This window comes from Cytobacillus oceanisediminis (genome assembly GCF_022811925.1).
GTDB classification, from domain to species: Bacteria; Bacillota; Bacilli; order Bacillales; family Cytobacillaceae; genus Cytobacillus; species Cytobacillus oceanisediminis_D.
The window spans coordinates 3,359,353-3,378,717 of sequence record NZ_CP065511.1 but is presented as its reverse complement, the minus strand read 5'-3'; the positions used below and the strand labels follow the sequence as shown (position 1 = coordinate 3,378,717).

General features: G+C 43.0%; 15 protein-coding genes. 13 read left to right on the top strand and 2 right to left on the bottom strand.

Going from position 1 to position 19,365, the window contains the following annotated elements; translation table 11 throughout:
• Nucleotides 1-11: 11 nt before the first annotated feature.
• The 4 genes from IRB79_RS16990 to IRB79_RS16975 all read left to right on the top strand — a co-directional run bounded on the left by IRB79_RS16990 (nt 12) and on the right by IRB79_RS16975 (nt 8,893).
• Nucleotides 12-5,378 (top strand): GH32 C-terminal domain-containing protein, encoded by a 5,367-nt coding sequence (locus IRB79_RS16990; RefSeq protein WP_243503612.1) that lies wholly within the window; start codon nt 12-14, stop codon nt 5,376-5,378.
• 674 nt (nt 5,379-6,052) lie between these two features.
• Nucleotides 6,053-7,156: a DNA sulfur modification protein DndB gene (locus IRB79_RS16985; RefSeq protein WP_243503611.1), complete on the top strand. Its 1,104-nt coding sequence runs from the start codon at nt 6,053-6,055 to the stop codon at nt 7,154-7,156.
• Entirely contained in the window at nt 7,143-8,177 is a 1,035-nt protein-coding gene (locus tag IRB79_RS16980; protein ID WP_243503610.1) for a DNA sulfur modification protein DndB, read from the top strand. Before IRB79_RS16985 ends, IRB79_RS16980 begins: the two co-directional genes overlap by 14 nt.
• A 152-nt stretch (nt 8,178-8,329) precedes the next feature.
• On the top strand, nt 8,330-8,893 hold the full coding sequence (locus IRB79_RS16975) for a competence protein ComK (RefSeq protein WP_243503608.1): 564 nt from the start codon (nt 8,330-8,332) through the stop codon (nt 8,891-8,893).
• 144 nt (nt 8,894-9,037) lie between these two features.
• Here IRB79_RS16975 and madM read toward each other — a convergent pair whose 3' ends face one another.
• Nucleotides 9,038-9,802 (bottom strand): malonate transporter subunit MadM, encoded by a 765-nt coding sequence (madM, locus tag IRB79_RS16970; protein WP_243503606.1) that lies wholly within the window; start codon nt 9,800-9,802, stop codon nt 9,038-9,040.
• Nucleotides 9,783-10,196, bottom strand: a complete 414-nt coding sequence (gene madL / locus IRB79_RS16965; RefSeq protein ID WP_206844073.1) for a malonate transporter subunit MadL — start codon at nt 10,194-10,196, stop codon at nt 9,783-9,785. The genes madM and madL overlap by 20 nt, the downstream gene beginning before the upstream one ends.
• A 285-nt stretch (nt 10,197-10,481) precedes the next feature.
• On the opposite strand from madL, the gene IRB79_RS16960 reads away from it, so the two are divergent.
• The 9 genes from IRB79_RS16960 to cyoE all read left to right on the top strand — a co-directional run bounded on the left by IRB79_RS16960 (nt 10,482) and on the right by cyoE (nt 19,289).
• A complete protein-coding gene (locus IRB79_RS16960) occupies nt 10,482-11,147 on the top strand; it encodes a GntR family transcriptional regulator (protein ID WP_243503605.1) in 666 nt (221 codons plus the stop codon).
• Complete coding sequence (mdcH, locus tag IRB79_RS16955; RefSeq protein ID WP_243503603.1) at nt 11,144-12,070, top strand: malonate decarboxylase subunit epsilon; 927 nt, start codon at nt 11,144-11,146, stop codon at nt 12,068-12,070. The genes IRB79_RS16960 and mdcH overlap by 4 nt, the downstream gene beginning before the upstream one ends.
• Before the next feature lie 33 nt (nt 12,071-12,103).
• The gene (gene mdcA, locus IRB79_RS16950; protein ID WP_243503602.1) at nt 12,104-13,750 is read left to right on the top strand and encodes a malonate decarboxylase subunit alpha; all 1,647 of its coding nucleotides are present in this window, start codon (nt 12,104-12,106) and stop codon (nt 13,748-13,750) included.
• Between the two features lie 10 nt (nt 13,751-13,760).
• Nucleotides 13,761-14,639: a triphosphoribosyl-dephospho-CoA synthase gene (locus tag IRB79_RS16945; protein ID WP_347815334.1), complete on the top strand. Its 879-nt coding sequence runs from the start codon at nt 13,761-13,763 to the stop codon at nt 14,637-14,639.
• 18 nt (nt 14,640-14,657) lie between these two features.
• Nucleotides 14,658-14,969 (top strand): malonate decarboxylase subunit delta, encoded by a 312-nt coding sequence (locus tag IRB79_RS16940; protein ID WP_243503601.1) that lies wholly within the window; start codon nt 14,658-14,660, stop codon nt 14,967-14,969.
• Nucleotides 14,947-16,638: a biotin-independent malonate decarboxylase subunit beta gene (locus IRB79_RS16935; protein WP_243503600.1), complete on the top strand. Its 1,692-nt coding sequence runs from the start codon at nt 14,947-14,949 to the stop codon at nt 16,636-16,638. Before IRB79_RS16940 ends, IRB79_RS16935 begins: the two co-directional genes overlap by 23 nt.
• A complete protein-coding gene (locus IRB79_RS16930; protein ID WP_243503599.1) occupies nt 16,632-17,273 on the top strand; it encodes a malonate decarboxylase holo-ACP synthase in 642 nt (213 codons plus the stop codon). The genes IRB79_RS16935 and IRB79_RS16930 overlap by 7 nt, the downstream gene beginning before the upstream one ends.
• Before the next feature lie 290 nt (nt 17,274-17,563).
• Nucleotides 17,564-17,923, top strand: coding sequence for a hypothetical protein (locus IRB79_RS16925; protein ID WP_243503598.1), 360 nt, complete (start codon nt 17,564-17,566; stop codon nt 17,921-17,923).
• A gap of 448 nt (nt 17,924-18,371) precedes the next feature.
• Entirely contained in the window at nt 18,372-19,289 is a 918-nt protein-coding gene (gene cyoE / locus IRB79_RS16920; protein ID WP_243503597.1) for a heme o synthase, read from the top strand.
• The last annotated feature ends 76 nt before the right edge of the window (nt 19,290-19,365 follow it).

Sequence of the window (19,365 nt, the reverse complement as noted above, 5' to 3'; positions counted from 1 at the left end):
GGTGAACAGGGTTGAAGCAAAAGGTAAAAAATCGAGGATTATCGATTGTGGTCATTTTTTCCTTAATGATTTCGATGTTTATGCCTACTGTTTCTAGTAAGGCTGAATCGGATGAGACATCCATTTTATCTGATGTTAGTGAAAATGAACCTTTTCGATCGAAATTTCACTTTTCTCCGGAAAAAAACTGGATGAATGATCCCAACGGCATGGTGTATTACGATGGGGAGTATCATCTGTTTTATCAGCATAATCCCACTGAACCAAAGTGGGGGCCGATGTATTGGGGACATGCGGTAAGTAAAGACTTGGTCAATTGGGAACACTTGCCGATTGCTCTCTATCCGGATGAAAAAGGCTTTATCTGGTCTGGAAGTACCGTTATTGATTGGAACAATACGACCGGGTTTGGAAAGGATTCGAAACCGCCGATGGTTGCAGTTTTTACACAAGAAAAAGGCGGTCATCAAGTTCAAAGTTTAGCGTATAGTAACGATAATGGCCGTACTTGGACAAAGTATGAAGGAAATCCGGTTATCCCGATGTCAGATGGGGTTGATGTTTTCCGGGACCCGAAGGTATTTTGGCATGAGGAAACAAAGACGTGGATCATGGTTATTTCAGCCGGTGACCGCATTTATTTTTATAACTCGAGAGATTTAAAAGCCTGGACGAAAGTAAGTGAATTTGGAAACCATGACGGCTCCCATGCGGGAACATGGGAATGTCCGGATTTATTTGCCCTTCCGGTTGATGGAGATCCGACAAAGAAAAAGTGGGTATTGGCTGTCAGTATCAGTGAAGGGGCCCCTGCCGGCGGTTCAGGGATGCAGTATTTTATTGGTGATTTTGATGGGAAGACTTTCACCAATGCCAATGATCCGGGTAAAGTTCTCTGGGCCGATTATGGCGCTGATTTTTATGCGGCTGTTTCATGGAGTGATGTTCCTGATGGACGCCGTTTATGGCTTGGGTGGATGAATAACTGGAAATATGGGCAGGATATTCCAACATCCTCATTCAGAGGAACAATGTCGATTCCGCGTGAACTTACCTTATCAACGGTTGAGGGAGAAGGGATTCGCCTTAAACAAAAACCTGTAATGGAACTGGCGAGTCTTAGGGGTACTCCGCAAGTTATGGAAAATAAAGTGATCACTCCTGGAGAAAATGTATTATCGAATGTGACTGGAGATGCCTATGAAATGATCGCTGAATTTGATTTGAATTCAACGGCGGTAACCGAGTTTGGTTTTAATATTCGAAAAGGGGCGAGCGGGGAAACAAAGGTTGGTTATGATATAGGCAATAGTAAATTGTTTGTTGACCGTTCCGATGCGGGTGAATCCAGTTTTAACGGTGATTTTGCTGCCAGACATGAAGCGCCGTTAACAGCTATTGATCAAACCGTTAAAATCCATTTAATTGTTGACCGGGCATCTGTTGAAGTATTTGGCAATGACGGCCATGTGGTGATAACGGATCAATTCTTCCCTGATCCTAAAAATCAATCTCTTGAACTTTACTCAACTGGTGGGGAAGTTTCCCTAAAATCATTAACGGTATACGATTTGAAAAACGCCTCTTTTGTTTCAAAAATTGACCAGATTGACGTTGATGGAGACAGTCTGCCATATGAAATAGAAAATCCAGATTTTGAGACTTGCGATTTATCAGGATGGACCGAAGTAGGGGCAGCATTTGATAATCCAGTATCTAATGCTGCAAGCTTCTGGGGCGGCCCTTTTCAGCAACAAGGAGCCTACCATGTTTGGGGATTTGCCGGGGCAGCGAGTGAGGCAAACTCTGATTTTCGTACAGGTGTCATGAAATCTTCAGTATTCAAGCTAGGGGGAAATGGAATGATTGATTTCCTTGCCGGCGGGGGACAGGATATAAACAAGCTATATGTTGCCCTAGTCCGGGCGTCTGATGGCAAAGAGCTTTTTAAAGCTACTGGTTCCAATACTGAAGCCTATCGAAGAGTCAGTTGGGATGCATCGGAATATATCGGAGAAGCAATGTATATTAAAATTGCAGACTATCATTCTGGAGGATTTGGGCACATTAATGTGGATGATTTTCATGTTTTAAATAATGACCCAGTGATAACCGATACGATTCAAAATCCAGATTTTGAGACGGGTGATTTAACAGGGTGGACTATTGTGGAAGGAGATGCCTTCACTAATCAAGATGTCACAGCTGATAAAGATTGGGGCTGGGGCGGACCGTTTAACCATGTGAACAACTATCACTTGTGGGGTGCAAAGGATGGAGGGGATGGGCAAACGGGCGTACTTAAATCCGCTAACTTCAAACTTTCGGGAACTGGTGAAATCAATTTCCTTATTGGCGGTGGAAATGATATTAATAACTTATATGTCGCCTTAGTTAGAGCTTCAGATGATAAAGAACTAATGAAAGCAACGAACACCAATTGGAATGAGAGTGAAGCATACACCCGGATCAAGTGGGATGCAGCGAGTTACTTGGGAGAAGAAGTCTATATTAAAGTGGTTGATCATTCAACAGGCGAATGGGGTCATATAAACGTGGATGATTTCCATGTGAAAAATACGGGTTTAATAGCAAGCTGGCCGTTGGATGAGGGCAGTGGATCAAAAACAAAAGACCAAGTAAGAGGAATGGAAGACCCTATTTCATATGTGTTCACGAATGCTCTATACAAGCCATCGACAGATCCTTTATGGAGGGATGGGATTCGAAACAAGGCTTTACTGTTCGATGGATATTCTACATGGATTACGAGGCCTGCTGATGAGGTTATTAAGCCAACAGATGCTCTTACGATAGAAGCATGGGTTGCTCCAAGATCTTATGAATGGGGCGATCTCGGCCAATTGTCAGCTATCGTTAATCAACACAATAAATCCGCAAGTGAAGGCTATATTCTTGGAATGGGACGACATGGGAAATGGTCGTTCCAGGCAAGTATTAATGGTGAATGGAAGGAAGTTTGGAGCGCCGAAAACAAACCTCTTGAAAGAAATAAATGGTCGTATATTGTTGCCACCTTTGATAAGGCTGAGCAAAAAATGAAGCTCTTTTTAAATGGCGAATTGGTCGGGGAGACGGCCACACCAAAAGGGGCGATCACCCCATCATCAAATGACTTATTAATCGGAAAACATAATAGTGCTGCCATAATAAACGGAGCTTTCACGGCCAATATGTTTAACGGAATGATTGACGAAGTAAAGATGTATAACCATCCTTTGTCAGGAGAAAAAGTTAAAGAAAATTATGACTCCTTTTTACGTAATTTTGAGAGTCATCAACTTCCAATACCTGATTTAGCTCCGAATCGGAGCAGGTATGATGGGGACCGGTACCGCCCGCAATATCACTTCATTGCACCAGAGCATTGGATGAACGAGCCTCATGCGCCGTTCTACTATAATGGGAAATATCATCTATTCTATCAAAATAATCCTCAAGGGCCATATTGGCATCAAATTCATTGGGGGCATGCTGTAAGTGATGATATGGTCCATTGGGAGGATGCTCCAATAGCACTGTCACCTGATGGAAATTCCATTGCCCCAGATGGTGTTTGGTCTGGGGGATCAGCGGTTGATGCTGAAGGAAATCCAGTATTGCTTTTTACAGCTGGGGATGATAAGAAGTTTCCGAATCAAATGACAGGTCTTGCGACTAGTAAGGATCCTGAAGACCCGGAATTGAAAGAATGGCTGATGTATGACAAGCCAGTTACTGTACAAGAACCAAATCTGCCGGCAGAAGAAGGCGAGGTATGGTACGGCCAATTCCGTGATCCATATGTTTGGAAAGATGGAGATATATGGTACCAGCTCGTTGGATCAGGTATTAAAGGAGCAGGGGGAACTGCACTTCTTTATACCTCTAAAGACCTGAAAAATTGGGAATACAAAAAGCCGCTGCTGGTTGGAAATTATGAACAATTTCCGAAAACGGGCCAAGTTTGGGAGCTGCCAGTCTTTCTGCCATTAGGTAAGGATGCAAAAGGTGTTGAAAAATATGTTTTCTTTATTAATCCATGGTTCGATGGATATAGTCCGCACAATGTGAAATATGTATGGTATTGGATTGGAACATGGGATAAAGAAAAACTAGAGTTTGCTCCTGACCATACGGACCCAAAACAATTTGATTACGGGGAACACTTTACAGGACCAAGCGGGATGGTTGATGGAAAAGGACGCTCTATTCTCTTTAGTATTGCACAAGACCGCCGGACGGAGCAGCAGCATTATGATGCTGGCTGGGCTCATAATGCCGGGCTGCCGCTTGAGCTTTCATTAAACTCAGAAGGCGGATTAGGAATAAAACCAATATCTGAATTAAAATCCTTAAGGAAGAAGAAACTTGTTTCGATTAAGAATATGAAAACGGATAAAGCCAACACATTATTAAAGAACGTTAAAGGCGATCAGTTGGAAATTCAATTGGAAATCAAACCAGCCGCTGCTGAGCAAGTGGGCCTAAAGCTTAGAAAGTCATCCGATGAAAAGGAAGAAACGTTACTATTCTATGATGTTAAGAACCAGGCACTTAATATTGATAGAAACAAGTCAAGTCTTGATCCGGATATTCAAAAAGGTGTACAGGGCGGAGAGCTTAAGATAGGAAAAGAGAATCTCAAGCTTCATATTTATCTGGATCGGTCGATGATTGAAGCCTATGCAAATGGTGAAAAAAGCATCACATCCCGTGTATATCCAACACTTTCCGATGCACTGGGCCTTGAGTTATGGAGTAGTGGCGGAAAGGCTAAAGTGGTATCGATGAAGGTATGGGAACTTGGTTCGGCATACGGAGAAACGGTTCCAGCCTATTGGCCAGATTCGGATGATGGCGGAAATCCTGTACCGGAAAGTACAGAATTACCTAACCATGATTTCCAAACAGGGGATTTAACAGGATGGACTGTTGTAGAGGGTAATGCTTTTAGTAATGAACACGTAACCAAGAAGGACGATTGGGGATGGGGAGGCCCTTTTAACCAAGCAGCAGACCGAATCGACCCGGAACGATACCATTTATGGGGTTTTAATGGCGAAAAAGGCGGGGATTCACTGACAGGAGTCTTAAAATCTGAGAACTTTGTGTTAGGCGGAAATGGAAAAATTGATTTTCTTATCGGTGGTGGAGCTAATATCGACAGGCTTTATATTGCATTGGTAAGAGCTTCAGACGGCAAAGAGTTAATAAAGGAAACAGGCGGAAACTGGGAAGCCTATCGTAGGGTTTACTGGGATGCTTCGGATTATATTGGTGAAGAGTTATACATTAAGGTTGTCGACTTTGAAACTGGCGGATGGGGACATATTAATGTTGATGATGTAAATGTACCTGTGGCCATAAAAAGATAAAATCTTATCTTGATAGATAGGATCAAATAGTCTAGATTAATCATAAAAAATCAAATTATGCAGGGTTGTGGCTGACTGGCAGGCAAGACCTAAAATGAGTTAAGGACAGAATGTACCTTTGTGTGCAAATCCTTCCCATTTTAGGTCTTTTTTTGTTCCCTGGAAAAGGATTTTAACTGCTTTAAAAACAACAGGCACATGTATACGGGGAAAATCCCAAATCATCTATCCGGATGCCATGGAAGTGACAGAGGAAGAATCTTAAAACTAATGAAATTGGCGTGCCTTGGAAACTAAGGTACGCTTTTTTTTATTTATAAATGAGCCGGAACAGCTGCTGGCTCTTTTCATACTCAATTTGTCTAATTGGGCATGTCACAAAATATTCAAATTTGGAAAATAAATTTCCTTATTTTACACATGACTTTTCTGACAATGGCTGAAAAGTGGGAGACGAGGAGTTCCTTGTGACATACATCACAAGAAATAGACCTGTTTTCAGTCCGAAATTTGAAAAAACATATTATATTTTTTCTTCAAGCCTCTGTCAATAGTATGAAAACAGGCTGAGTCAACAAAATCGAGCCTAAGAAGCAACGACGCAAATGTAAAGGGAAAAAATGAATTTACAATAATCAGACAACATGCCTATAATAGACCTCGGGGTGAGGAATATGACAAATATTGGTGTATTAACCAGAATTATGGGATCGGCATGCACTCAGTTTGGTAAAAAGGTACTGGCCACACAGTTGCGCTATGCTACTTTGGAAGCGATTTTTGAAGTGGACGAAGAAGTTCAAAGAAAGCTGGATCCAAAAAGGCGGGTAGAGATAAGAGAGTTTATTATCCAATCGCTGGAAGGAGGCAAGGACTTTTATTTTTCACCATTCGTTTTTTCTGCCAGAGGAGCGATTAAGGAAACGGCAGATGGATGGGAACTGACTCCCGGCAGCAAGCTTTACATCATCGATGGCCAGCATCGCAGTGCAAGTATTTCTTCTGCTATAAGCCATCTGAAATCAAGAAAAGAATCTGCTGAAGAAACAGGGCTGCTTGATGAGGCAGTGATGCTGCAGTCATATATTGAAAAACTGAAAGAATATCCAGTTGCCATGCAGGTATTCCTGGATTTGACTGCGTCTGAAGAGCGACAGCTTTTCACTGATATCAATACTGAAAGAAGAGAAGCTCATATCGGGCAGATTATGCTTTATGATCAGCGTGATCAATATACTGAGCTGACAAGAAACGTTGCAAGCCAGCTTCAACATATTTTTGAAATTGAACAAAGCCTTTCCAGAATTTCCATTCACAACTCCGCACTTACATCATTAGCCACCATGAAGAAATGCATCATTGCCTTATTTGAAGGCATTTTAACTGTAAAAAAAGGTCCCCCCTATTACAGATGCAATCCGAAGGAAGCAGAAGAGATCGCAATAGAATTTTTTCGATTATGGAAGCAAATTTTCCCTAAGAAAAGCGCTAACAGAATCAAGTTTGTAAGCGGTTACTCAGGGATACAGATTGCACTTGCTTATTGTGCCAACCAGCTGACCAGAATGCATAACTTATCCTACATAGAGGCCATACAAGAACTAAAAAACTTAAAATATGAGTGCAGCTGGAAGCACAATGATCCCGTGTTCCGGCATCTGTTTGACTCCGGCGCTTCTAAAATTAAAGGGCATTCTTCCACAAGAAAAATTCAGCAGACCTCATTGGAGTTTAAAAAGAAGATTGAACAGGGAGGGCTATTACGTGATCGTTCATGACATCTTTTCAAAGAGGCAGTCTTTTATAACACTGTCTGTCTCAGAGCTGGTCCGCATGCATAAAGATGGAAGGCTAATTCTGAGAGATACGAACCAGCTTCAGGTCAGACGGATTAAAAAATATATCTTCTCAAATGCAGCCGGGGGAGAAATTTACCTGCCGCCGCTTGTAGCTGCAGTCAAAGAGGGGACTTTAGGAGGTGAAATTCCAGACAGCTTAAGTATCGTAGATGGATCACACCGAATGAAGGCATTGCTCCAGCTGGAAGATCAAATTTTTATGAGCATGAAAAGTGAGAAAGATGAAGAGATCAAAAATGCATATCATCTTCAATATTTATTGGAGAAGACAGAAGTAGCCATTCAGGTCCTCGAAGGTCTCTCCACAGAGGACGAGAATCAGCTTTTCATAGATTTGAACACAAAAGGAAAACAAGTGGCATTATCCAAGCGAATCGCCTATGATTCCAGAAACAGCTTAAACGGGATTACCAACCGTATTCTCCAATCCAATGCCCAGTTAATATCAGCAGGGGTGGAAACGGAAAAGAGGGCTATCATACGGCCGGCAAATAAAAAGTTCCTCTCACTATCACAGCTGCGTTTGCTTGTGGCCACTTTTCTGGCGGGGAAGCTTTTAAGCAGACCGGAAGAATGGAAAGAGGATGCCGGAGCTGAAGATGAAACGTACATGGATATCGTGAATCTTTGGCTTGAAAAACTCTTTACCTTTCATCCTCCTAATAGAATCGGATACTACCATGAAACCATGCTGGCGAGCTTTCCGCTTATTCAGGCCATTGCATTATACGTAAACAAAGAATGGGAGAATCAATCACTTTCCGCAAAAAAACAAAGCCTAACTGAGAGAATGGATAGCATTAAGGGATTGGATTGGAGCACCGGGAATCAGGAATGGCGAAGATTTAATGGAACTGTAAGAGGAGAATTCTTTTACCTGGATAAAAGCAAAAGAAACATAGATGAGATTTCAAATTGGCTGGAGACAAAAAGGAGGTGAGAAATATGTAAACAACATAAAAAACCCTCAGGCGGGTCCGGCAGACATTAGCCTGAGAGTCTCGGTGAGTTGGAGTATACCAGCTCTTAAGTTAGTATACTCCTTAATTTGCATTTTTTAAATAGTTAAGTTAAGAGGAGGATGTACTTATAATGGAAACGACTATAATCAGCAGATATATCATAATTCCCGAAACTAAATCGATTAGAGCAGAATTTAATGACAAAGGCGAATGCCGCAGTTTGGTTTTGGAAGGAAATTATACATTTACAGTAGATATGAAACCGATAGAGATCCTTGATGAAAGCCTTAAGTATTATGGGTTTGACCTGAATGGTGCCATAAGCGGCTCGAGAGCAATACTTGGCCCGTGCAAGGCTGTACCTGTACGAATTCCAGGAGAGATTGACATGTACTGGTTTCCGCATACTTCGCCGGGTCAGGAGGAATGTGTGTGGTTTGCTCTTCATCATGTAGAAGCCATCATGCCTGAAGACCAGGATCTTTCAAGTGTTTATGTAAGTGGCGGCCATTGTTTTAAACTGAATTCTGCTGAAAAGGAACTTTCTTTCAAATATGATCGGACAGAGAAGCTGGAATCAAGAATAACCAAGCGCACCGTAAACACCTTTAGCTTTATTATGGAAAGAACAACGGACACCTACTCGGTTGAAAAAGGGAAGCGCATTTATATCATTACACGGAAGAAAGAGTAGTAGAATATAGCGCCTGTTCCTTTTATGATAAAGCTAGGGTCAGGCGCAAAATAGGGAATTTGTCTATTTTAGTACAGTGATAATAATAGGAAAAAGCGGCCCAATGCCGCTTTTAAAAAGGAACTTCCTAATTATTTGATACACCTAGCCAAACACTGCTTTTGTCATTAAAAATAAAACAGATGGTGCCATCAGACAGCCCAGTCCAGTGTAAAAGGTTGCAGTAACCGCACCATAAGGCACCAGCTTTGGATCAGTTGCAGCCAATCCTCCGGCTACTCCGCTTGTAGTCCCCATTACCCCTCCGTATACCATTGCCGTACGAGGGTTATTAAGGCCAATGTATTTTGCTACAAAAGGAGTTCCGATCATCGTAAGAATAGATTTTACTAAACCCGCTGCTATACTGAGAGTGATCACTTCAGAGCTGGCTCCAATCGCCGTTCCTGTTACTGGCCCAACTATGTACGTTGCAGTTCCGGCACCAATCGTTGTAAGGCTGACCGCGTCTGTATATCCAAATGCCAGGGCAATTCCTACTCCGATCACAAAGGAGAGGACTACACCCAAGAAGAGGGAGATAACGCCATTTATACCAGCTTTTTTGATTTCACTGAAATTGGCGCCAAAGGCAGTTGCCACAATGGCAAAGTCACGGAGCATGCCTCCGCCCATTAATCCGATTCCAGCGAAAATGCCGATGTCTGATAGGCCTTTTTCTCCTCCAGTTACCACTCCGCCTATATATGCGAGCACTAACCCAAGAGCTATGGCAATTGCTGACCCATGTATTCTTCCTTTTGTTAGTTTATCAGAGAGGTAATAAGAAACTAGCATTGTCAGCCCTACGACAGTAAAAGCAACGATGAGACCATTGTCTGTAAGAGCATTACCTAATGTTTCTAACACGCTGATCCCCTCCAGTCATTTCACTTTCCAGCGTTTCGTTTGCATTGCCGCCCTTGCTTAAAAGAGGTACAACAGCCCAGCTGATGACGACTGCAGCTACTCCCGCGGTTAGGGCAAGAGGTCCTCCATCCAGGGCAGCGACCACATTTTGCTGTGCCGACATGGCAATAACGATGGGAATATACATGGCACTCCAGAACGATACCCCTTCCTGGGTCGGAGTCTTTAATCTATCTTTCTTCTTTAAGTATTCAACCAGAAGTATTAACATCAGCATAGCAATGCCTACACCGCCGACATTTGCGTCGATCCCAAGAAAATTTCCAAGAAGATCTCCGAAAAATACACCCGATAATAAGCAGATAGATAACAAAGCAACCCCGTAAATAACCATTTCATCTCTCCTTTTAATTTTTTGCTTTGGGCTAAGGAACAGAGCGGCAAATGAGACCAATAATCTGACTGGACTTAGGGGTCGTATAAATTGTTTGAAGTAAAGAAAGCGTTTGCATTTTTGTAATCTACAGTCGACTGTATTCCTAGAACTCATAATAAAACGAATGAAAAGAATAAGTCAATTAATTTTTACAATTTTCTCAAAATATTGAATTATTCAAAATGGAAAGGTATAATTAAATCGACAGTCGACCAAACATTTTGTATTGAAGGAGACAGTGTCATGAAAGCAGATAAATTTAGTCAAAATGCTTTATCAAATCATATAGCGGAGCATATCACCGAACAAATCATAAAGGGAGAGCTGGTTCCTGGGGATAAATTGATTGAGCATATTTATGCTGAAGAGTATGGAACAAGCCGTGCACCAGTAAGAGAGGCCATTTACTTGCTTTCGATTGAAGGGCTTGTGGAAAGGATACCCCGAAAAGGAGCCATCGTTAAGGATTATACTGAAAACGAAATTTATGATTTGCTTGAAATTCGTATAATGCTGGAGTCAATGGCTATGGATAGAATCAGCAGAAACGGAATCGATCGGCATTGGCTGAAAAAAATGAAAGAACTTCTAGACAAGATGAACGATGTTACGGATGTTCATCAGTACACGCAGCTGAACCACTCCTTTCATACTGCACTTGTAGAAATGAGCAAAAGTGAAACAATTAAGACCATGTATTCCCGGCTTGGATGGCCATTGTTGAGAATACAGAGTCTTTCATTTGCCAGCCAGGGGAATATCGAAAAGTCAGTGCGTGAACATGATATGTTAATTGGCCTCTTAAAAGATGGAAAATTAGACGAGGCAGCAGATTTGCTGACAAGGCATAATCAGGATGTAATAGCCAGCATGAAAAGAAAGATGGGCAAGCGGGAGGGAATGAAATGAAGCTTGCATTCGTATTTCCCGGCCAGGGCTCCCAAAAAATTGGTATGCTGCATAGCCTGCCGGACCATCCAGCCGCTCTTGAAGTTCTGCAGGAAGCAAGAGAAGGAATCGGTGAAAATGTCTTGGATCTTGATACTGACAAAGCCTTAAAGTCCACTGTTTCAGTTCAATTGTCTTTGCTTATTGCGTCAGTGGCTGTATCAAAAGCATTTAAAGCAGAAGGGGTGATGCCGGATTTTGTTGCAGGTCATTCAGCCGGAGCCTTTGGAGCTGCAGTTATTTGCGGGGCTATGGATTTTACCGATGCTTTGGAGATTGTAAAGCTGAGAGGAGAGCTAATGGAACAGGCTTTTCCATCGGGTTATGGGATGGGGGTGATTACTGGTTTTGATGCCAGGACTGTAAACGAAATAGCTGCAGCCATTTCTTCAGAAGAGAATCCGGTATATCCCTCGAATATAAATGCAGCAGATCAAGTAACCATTTCCGGCTCCATTCCAGGCATCAAAGAGGTTCTTGATCAAGCCGGTCAACGTGGTGCAAGGACGGCCGAGCTTCTGAATGTAAGTGTGCCATCACATTGTCCATTGCTGAATTCTGTCGGAGATTCCTTATATGACAAGCTTGCTTCTGTCAATATCCGTGTCCCTTATATCCCATATGCCGCAAATCGGACAGCAAGGCTATTAAGGGATTCTGAGCAAATTCGAGAAGACCTCGCTTTTAATGTTTCGCATCCAGTCCGCTGGTATGAAATCAGCTCTTTGCTTTGTGAGCATGGCACAAGGCTTTTGATCGAGATGCCCCCAGGGAATGTCCTGACCACTTTAAATAAAAGAACACTGCCTGGTGCCCACTCTGTTTCCGTGGATGAAAACGGGTTAGACAATTGCCTTTTCCTGGCAAAGAGATTTTGTTCTTAAAATAAAATTTTTAAATAGAAAGGGGATTTTATCATGCAGGCTGCCAAACAGCGATCCTGGAATACACGTCTTGAAACCAAGCAAAAACGATTAGAGAAAATGAAGGGCATCACCAGCAATCGAATTATTCCAACCCGCCAAATTGTCGAGGCTCTTGAAACACTGATTATGCCGGGAGATCGGGTGGTGCTGGAAGGAAACAATCAAAAACAGGCATCCTTCCTTTCAGCTGCTCTTGCTCAGGCTGACCCGAAAAAAATATTCGATTTGCACATGATCATGTCCAGTATTTCCCGTCCTGAACACCTGGATATATTTGAGCGGGGCATTGCCAGCAAAGTGGATTTTTCTTATGCTGGCCCGCAAAGCCTTAGGATGGCGCAAATGCTTGAAGACGGGAAACTGACAATGGGCGAGATTCATACATATGTAGAGTTATATGGAAGGCTCTTCATTGACTTGATTCCTTCAGTGGCTTTAGTGGCTGCGGATAAAGCCGATGCAGAAGGCAACTTATATACAGGGCCAAATACGGAGGAAACTCCGACTCTTGTTGAAGCAGCAGGCTTCAGCAGCGGAATTGTCATTGCCCAGGTGAATGAATTGACTGATGAATTGCCTCGGGTGGACATTCCAGGCTCTTGGATTGATTTTGTTGTTGTTGCCGACAAGCCTTATCAGCTTGAGCCGCTATTTACACGTGACCCTCGCCATATTACAGATATTCAGATTCTGCAGGCCATGATGGTCATAAGGGGAATCTATGAAAAACACGGAGTAAAATCTCTGAATCACGGGATAGGCTATAATACTGCCGCGATAGAACTGCTTCTCCCTACCTACGGTGAATCATTAGGCTTGAAGGGGAAAATTTGCAGGCATTGGGCTTTGAATCCTCATCCTACACTCATCCCGGCTATTGAAAGCGGATGGGTAGAGAGTGTCCATTGCTTTGGCGGGGAAGTAGGGATGGAAAAATACGTCGCTGCCCGGCGTGATGTGTTTTTTACTGGCCATGATGGAAGCTTGCGCTCAAACCGGACACTTTGCCAGCTTGCAGGACAATATGCTGTTGATCTATTTGTAGGCTCTAGCCTGCAGATTGACGAAGCAGGGAATTCTTCAACCGTAACGAGGGGGCGCCTTGCCGGCTTTGGAGGAGCGCCGAACATGGGACATGATCCGGGAGGAAGGCGCCATTCCTCTCAAGCGTGGCTTGACATGATGACGGATACTGACCCTCTTGCACGCGGAAGAAAATTGGTTGTTCAGGTAGTTGAAACCTTCCAAAACGGAAATAAACCTGTATTTGTTGAATCGCTGGATGCTGTTGGCGCTAAAGCAGATATAGGCCTTGAAACTGCGCCTGTCATGATTTATGGGCATGATGTGACACATATAGTCACAGAGGAGGGCATTGCCTATCTATATAAAACGGACAGCATGGAGGAGCGGAGGCAGGCAATCGCAGCCATTGCGGGTGTAACCCCTATCGGCATGAAGCACGATGTAAAAGGGACGGAAAAATTAAGAAGAGAAGGGTTAATCGCTCTTCCGGAGGATCTCGGAATTAGAAGGACCGATGCAAAACGATCACTGCTGGCTGCTAAAAATGTTGAGGAGCTTGTGGAATGGTCGGAAGGGTTATATGAACCGCCTGCTAAATTTAGAAGCTGGTAAAAGGGGCTGAATGGAAATAATGAAAGACTTAGAATCTTACAGCCTATATCTTGGAAAGCTGGCAGTACAATCACTGATAGAAGAGGCTGAGCTGACGCCAAAACCAGGACTGGTCGATAAGAAAAACTCCGGTTCGCATAGAGATATGTCCTTAAACACAATGATACGGTCAGCTATTGCACTTGAAGATACATTCAGGGAAATAGCTGAAACAAGCTTTAACCGGACCCCTTCTCAGGAGCTGCGCGAAGAGATCGCCATGATTGGCAGGCGGGGTGAACAGGATATGTTCCAGGCCACGGGTGGCGTAAATACCCATAAAGGAGCGATATGGGCATTAGGTCTGCTAGTTTCAAGTGCTGCAATGGATCTGGGGAAAAGCCCAGGCAAAGAGGTAGCGGTTCAGGCAGGAGAGCTTGCTCTATATGAAGATCGAAACCTGCCTGCTGATAAAACAAATGGCAGCCGGGTTAAAGCAAGGTTTGGAGTGGATGGAGCAAGGGGAGAGGCCGAGCAAGGTTTTCCTCATATAAGACAGATAGCGCTGCCAGTTCTTGATGAATCAAGAAAAAGAGGTTTGAAGGAGAATTTTTGCAGGTTAAACGTACTTGTTGCGCTGATGGCAGAGTTAAATGACACGTGTATTTTGCATAGGGGAAGCGCGGAAGCCCTCGAATTCACAAAGGCTCATGCAAAGGAAATAGTATTGGCAGGAGGAGTTTCTGCCGACAAAGGGTGGCAGCTATTAGAACAATTGGATCAATCATTATGCAGCATGAATGTATCACCCGGCGGGAGCGCTGATTTGCTTGCCGCTGCTATCTTTTTGGACTATCTGGATCAGAATGAGAAAAACGAGTTTAAGAGATTAAAAACCTTACAAATATAGCAGAAGGAGAGCTGCCGTATGGAGAAATTGAACTTTCGTTTTCCTGCAACTCAAATGCTTGAATCAAATGCCCATGTGGGAGTTGTAGGATCAGGAGACCTGGAGATTTTAATGGAGCCATCTGACCAGGGATATGCAGATGTGACAGTCCGTACTGGTACAACAGGCTTCAATCAAATATGGGAAAAGGTATTAGAACGATTTTTTAGCAATCATGCTATTTCAGCAAACATTAAAATCAATGATTTTGGTGCAACTCCGGGCGTTGTATCATTGAGGCTTTCACAGGCATTGGAGGTGGGCAGAAATGCTGGATACATTAAAAAATAGCTTTGTAGAGTGCGGAGGCAGAGAGCGTGCAAGAGTGCTTATGGATGAAGGCACATTCAGGGAGCTTTTGGGACCATTCGAAGGTCTTGAATCCCCTCACCTGGAACCGCAGGGCATTGTTCCCCAAAGTGATGATGGGGTTGTGATCGGCAAAGGAAAGCTAAATGGACGTACGGCAGTAGTTGTATCCATTGAAGGCAGCTTTCAGGGAGGCGGAATCGGAGAAGTTTCCGGTGCGAAGATAGCTGGTGCTTTAGAGATGGCACTTGAAGAAAATAAGGCCGGCAATCCGTTTTATCCCATTTTTATCTTTGATACAGGGGGTGTCAGACTCCAGGAAGCCAACTATGGCCTCTTATCCATTGCCGAAATAGGCGCAGCGATCGTGGCATTAAGGGAATACGTGCCTGTTATAGGAGTCATTCCCGGGAAAATTGGCGCTTTTGGCGGGATGTCCATTAACGCAGGTTTATGCAGTACGTTAATAATCACGCGTGAAGGCCGGCTTGGATTAAATGGACCAGAGGTAATCGAGCAGGAAGCTGGGATACAGGAGTTTGATTCAACAGATCGCCAGCTGATTTGGAATACGATTGGAGGCAGACAAAGGGTGGCTGCCGGTTTTGCGGATATAGAGGCTAAGGATGACATCAGTTCTTTCAGAGAAGCCATATTTTCTGCTATCCTGCAGGGACGTGTGGAAAAGCAGAGAAGCTCACAGGTAGAAAGATATCTTGATTTTCTTAGCTCCATAAATACTTCAGAAATGCTCACTCCTCAGAAAGTTCAGGCTTACTGGGCAGACTCAGAATACTATCAGTCAAAGAAATCCCATAACATTAAGGCTCAAGACTCTGAGACAATCAAAAGCAGGGGGCATAGATGGTTTAACCTTTTGACAGACGGAAGCAAAAATGTTGGATCAGTTCCTTCGGTTTTAACTTCTGATGTAAAAGTTGGAGGCTGGCCTGTTCGTTTCCTTGCTGTTGTTCCAGATGAATCAAGCCGATTCCCAAGAGCACGTTCAGGAGAGTTTGGGCTCGAGCAGGGATGGATGATCGCCAGGCATGTCCGTGATGCGATAGAAGAAGATAAATATAAAGAAGAAAAACGTGCAATTGTAGCGGTAGTTGATGTTCCAAGCCAGGCTTATGGGTACCGTGAAGAGCTTTTGGGAATCCATCAGGCATGTGCTGCAGCTGCAGATGCATATGCAACAGCAAGATTAGCCGGTCATCCAGTTATTGCGTTTATTCCAGGCAAGGCTATTTCAGGTGCATTTTTATCCCATGGATTGCAGGCGAACCGATTAATCGCCTTGGATGATGAAGGTGTCAATGTACATGTGATGTCCAAGAAATCAGCTGCAAGAATCACGCAGAGAACCATTGAAGAACTTGAAGAAGCTACAAAAAAAGTGCCGTCAATGGCCTATGATATCCGGTCATTTAAAAAATTGGGAGCACTCCATGAACTGATTTCCGATATCAATGCTGATGCACCAGAGGAAGCAGATCGTGATGCAATCTATAGAAGTATACAGGCAGCAATCGAGGACATCCAAAATAGTCCGCGAGATTTAAGCAGCCGGCTTTCCTCGGATATTGCTAAAGAGGGAGGAAGATCCGCTTCCATTTTAGTCAGAAAGATGCTGGAGGAGCAATGGTGATCGAGCCACATGATTTATTGAAGATTGAAGCAAAACATCTCATAAGCCATTCTCCAATTCCGGACTGGGCGATTCAAGCATTGAGCATGGCCTCATATGTGGTTGTCCGCAGGGCAAATGCACCCGACGGGCAGATCGCTATAGGGATCAGGGGGAAGGCAAGGAGTGAAAGATTCGGTGCGTTTATACCGATTGACGCTTTTATTCACCAAATCAAGCCCGAACATTTAGCTGAAATCTCTCTTTGGGAAAATAAGCAATCACCAGTATTCTTCTCTCTTAAAATAGCAAGTGAGATATTGGAGAAACATAAGATTGTATGGGGGCCAGGTGGAAGTGTGGGGTTTGAACTGGCCACCGGATTGGAGACTGTCACATCTGGGAGCGATCTTGACATTGTGGTACGTGCTCCAAAGCCGATTCCTGTTAATATTGCAGCACAGATCGTAAATGAAATGAAGAGCTGCCCTGCAAGAGTAGATATTCAGGCTGAAACACCAGCGGGTTCGTTTTCTTTATTGGAGTATGCAAAAGGTTCAGCCACAATGCTGGTAAAAACGAAATATGGTCCATTATTATGTGAGGACCCTTGGGAGATAAGAATGAATAAACCAATAGAAAAGCTAGTAAGGTAAATGTAGAAGGAAAATTGAAGCCAAACCCCGCTTTAGTTAAAAAAGAGGGGTTCTTTCTATGGCTTACTTAGATTATTTACATTTATTAGGATTCCTTGCAACTAAAATTCTTTAATTAGGTGAACTTCTACGGGGGGAACAACTCCAATCGGCAAAAGTTTATGAAAGGAGTCCAAATGAAGTACTGCAGCAGATTTTGTTCATGTAAATTTGATACCTTGCATTTCTGCAGGATTTCGACATAATACCTGCAAACCTGATATAATCATCAATAAGAGGAGGTGAGAGATTTGGAAAAAACGCTTAATATAATTTTGAACAAGCTTGAATCATTAGATGATAAAGTTATTTCTATGGGCAAAAGGCTGGACACCATGGACCAAAAGATCAGCTCAATGGATAAGAGGCTGACAGCAGACCTAAAAAGACATGAAGACCTTATCCAGCAACTAATTCATAGTGTTGCTGCCACAAATGTAAAAATGACTGAAACGAATGAAAAATTGTCTGTAATTGAAACCAAAGCAGATCAAGCGATTAAACAGATTGACGATATCAGAACATCCATGGCTTCTAAGCATGATCTTGCATATTATGATCAAAAAATTTCAGAACACTCCCGGCAGATTTATAAGCTGAACAATCAATGAATCCTCTTCAAAAATACTTCATAATACTTCATCTTCTATAGTTTGTTCCAAAAAATACAAGCACCGGACCTTCATGTACCGTACCGGATAAAGAGGAAAAGTGTTTTAATTTTCCTTCTAGCCGGCTGGAGCATCTCGGCTGAAAATCCTGAAGATATCATTCATGGCTGAGACGGCGGAATTATTTTTTAGGCTGATTATCCAGAAAGTGATACAAAGCTGTCACGATTATAAGCCCCTTTACAATGTGAATAATGGTAGAATGGACAAAGAGAACTATGCACCTGAGCAAGGTTCTCTTTTCAATTTGCAATCAGGATTCAGCACAGTGATTTTTCAGAAATCATTAAGTGGCAACACCTGTTATAATAAGTGTATACTGTTAATCTAATTAGTATTTTTTTAGATAGAGAAGAGAGATAATTAGTAAAAGGGGAATAGATCGATCATGAAAGAGGAAGCAACCCTGAAAATGCAGGGACGGTCTTTATCAAAGATCCTCGCACTGACAGTCAAGACCGGGATTATTAAATCAAACCTGATCCCGATGTTTGCAGGATTAACATTGGCCTTATATACCTATGACTTCGGCCTTTTGGAGAAGCTGCCTGAGATTTTACTGGCCTTTATTGGCTCAAGCCTGGTAATGGGGGCAGCCGGGGCTTTTAATAATTTATATGACCGGGACATCGACTCGATTATGAAGCGGACCCAAAGCAGACCAACTGTCACAGGGGAAATCAAGCCAAAGCAGGTATTGTGGCTTGGTGCCTTTATGTCTGTTTTTGGAATCCTCGCTCTTGCTTTCACGACTCCTTTAGCGGGCTTGCTTGGGTTTTTGGGGCTGTTTTTTTATGTGGTCCCTTATACGATGTGGAGCAAGAGAAGAACCATTTACAATACGGAGATCGGAAGCATTTCCGGTGCGATGCCGCCGCTCATTGGCTGGGCTGCCATCCATCCGGATATCACGCATCCTGCGATCCTTGGCCTATTTATCATCACCGTCATTTGGCAAATGCCGCACTTCTATGCGATTGCCATTCGAAAGCATGATGAATATAAAGCGGCAAACGTTCCGATGCTGCCCGTTGTAAAAGGGGTCAGAAGAACGTATATTCAGACGAATATTTATTTAATCATTTTAATTGGTATCAGTTTTCTGTTAGGTTCCTTAAGCATTGGCCTTATGCTGGTGGCCCTGCTTTTGGGAATTGCCTGGCTGGCACTCAGTGTATACGGCTATAAACGGATGGATCCGGAAAAATGGGCAAAATCACTGTTTATCTTTTCACTTGTCCATATGACAGTCCTGTTTTCGACGGTTATTATTTACTCGATTATGGGGATTATATTTGATTTATAAAAAGGAAAACAAACACACTGGCATTCAGTGTGTCTTTTTCTTGTTCCCAGATTAGCAGTTGGGAGGGTAAAGATTA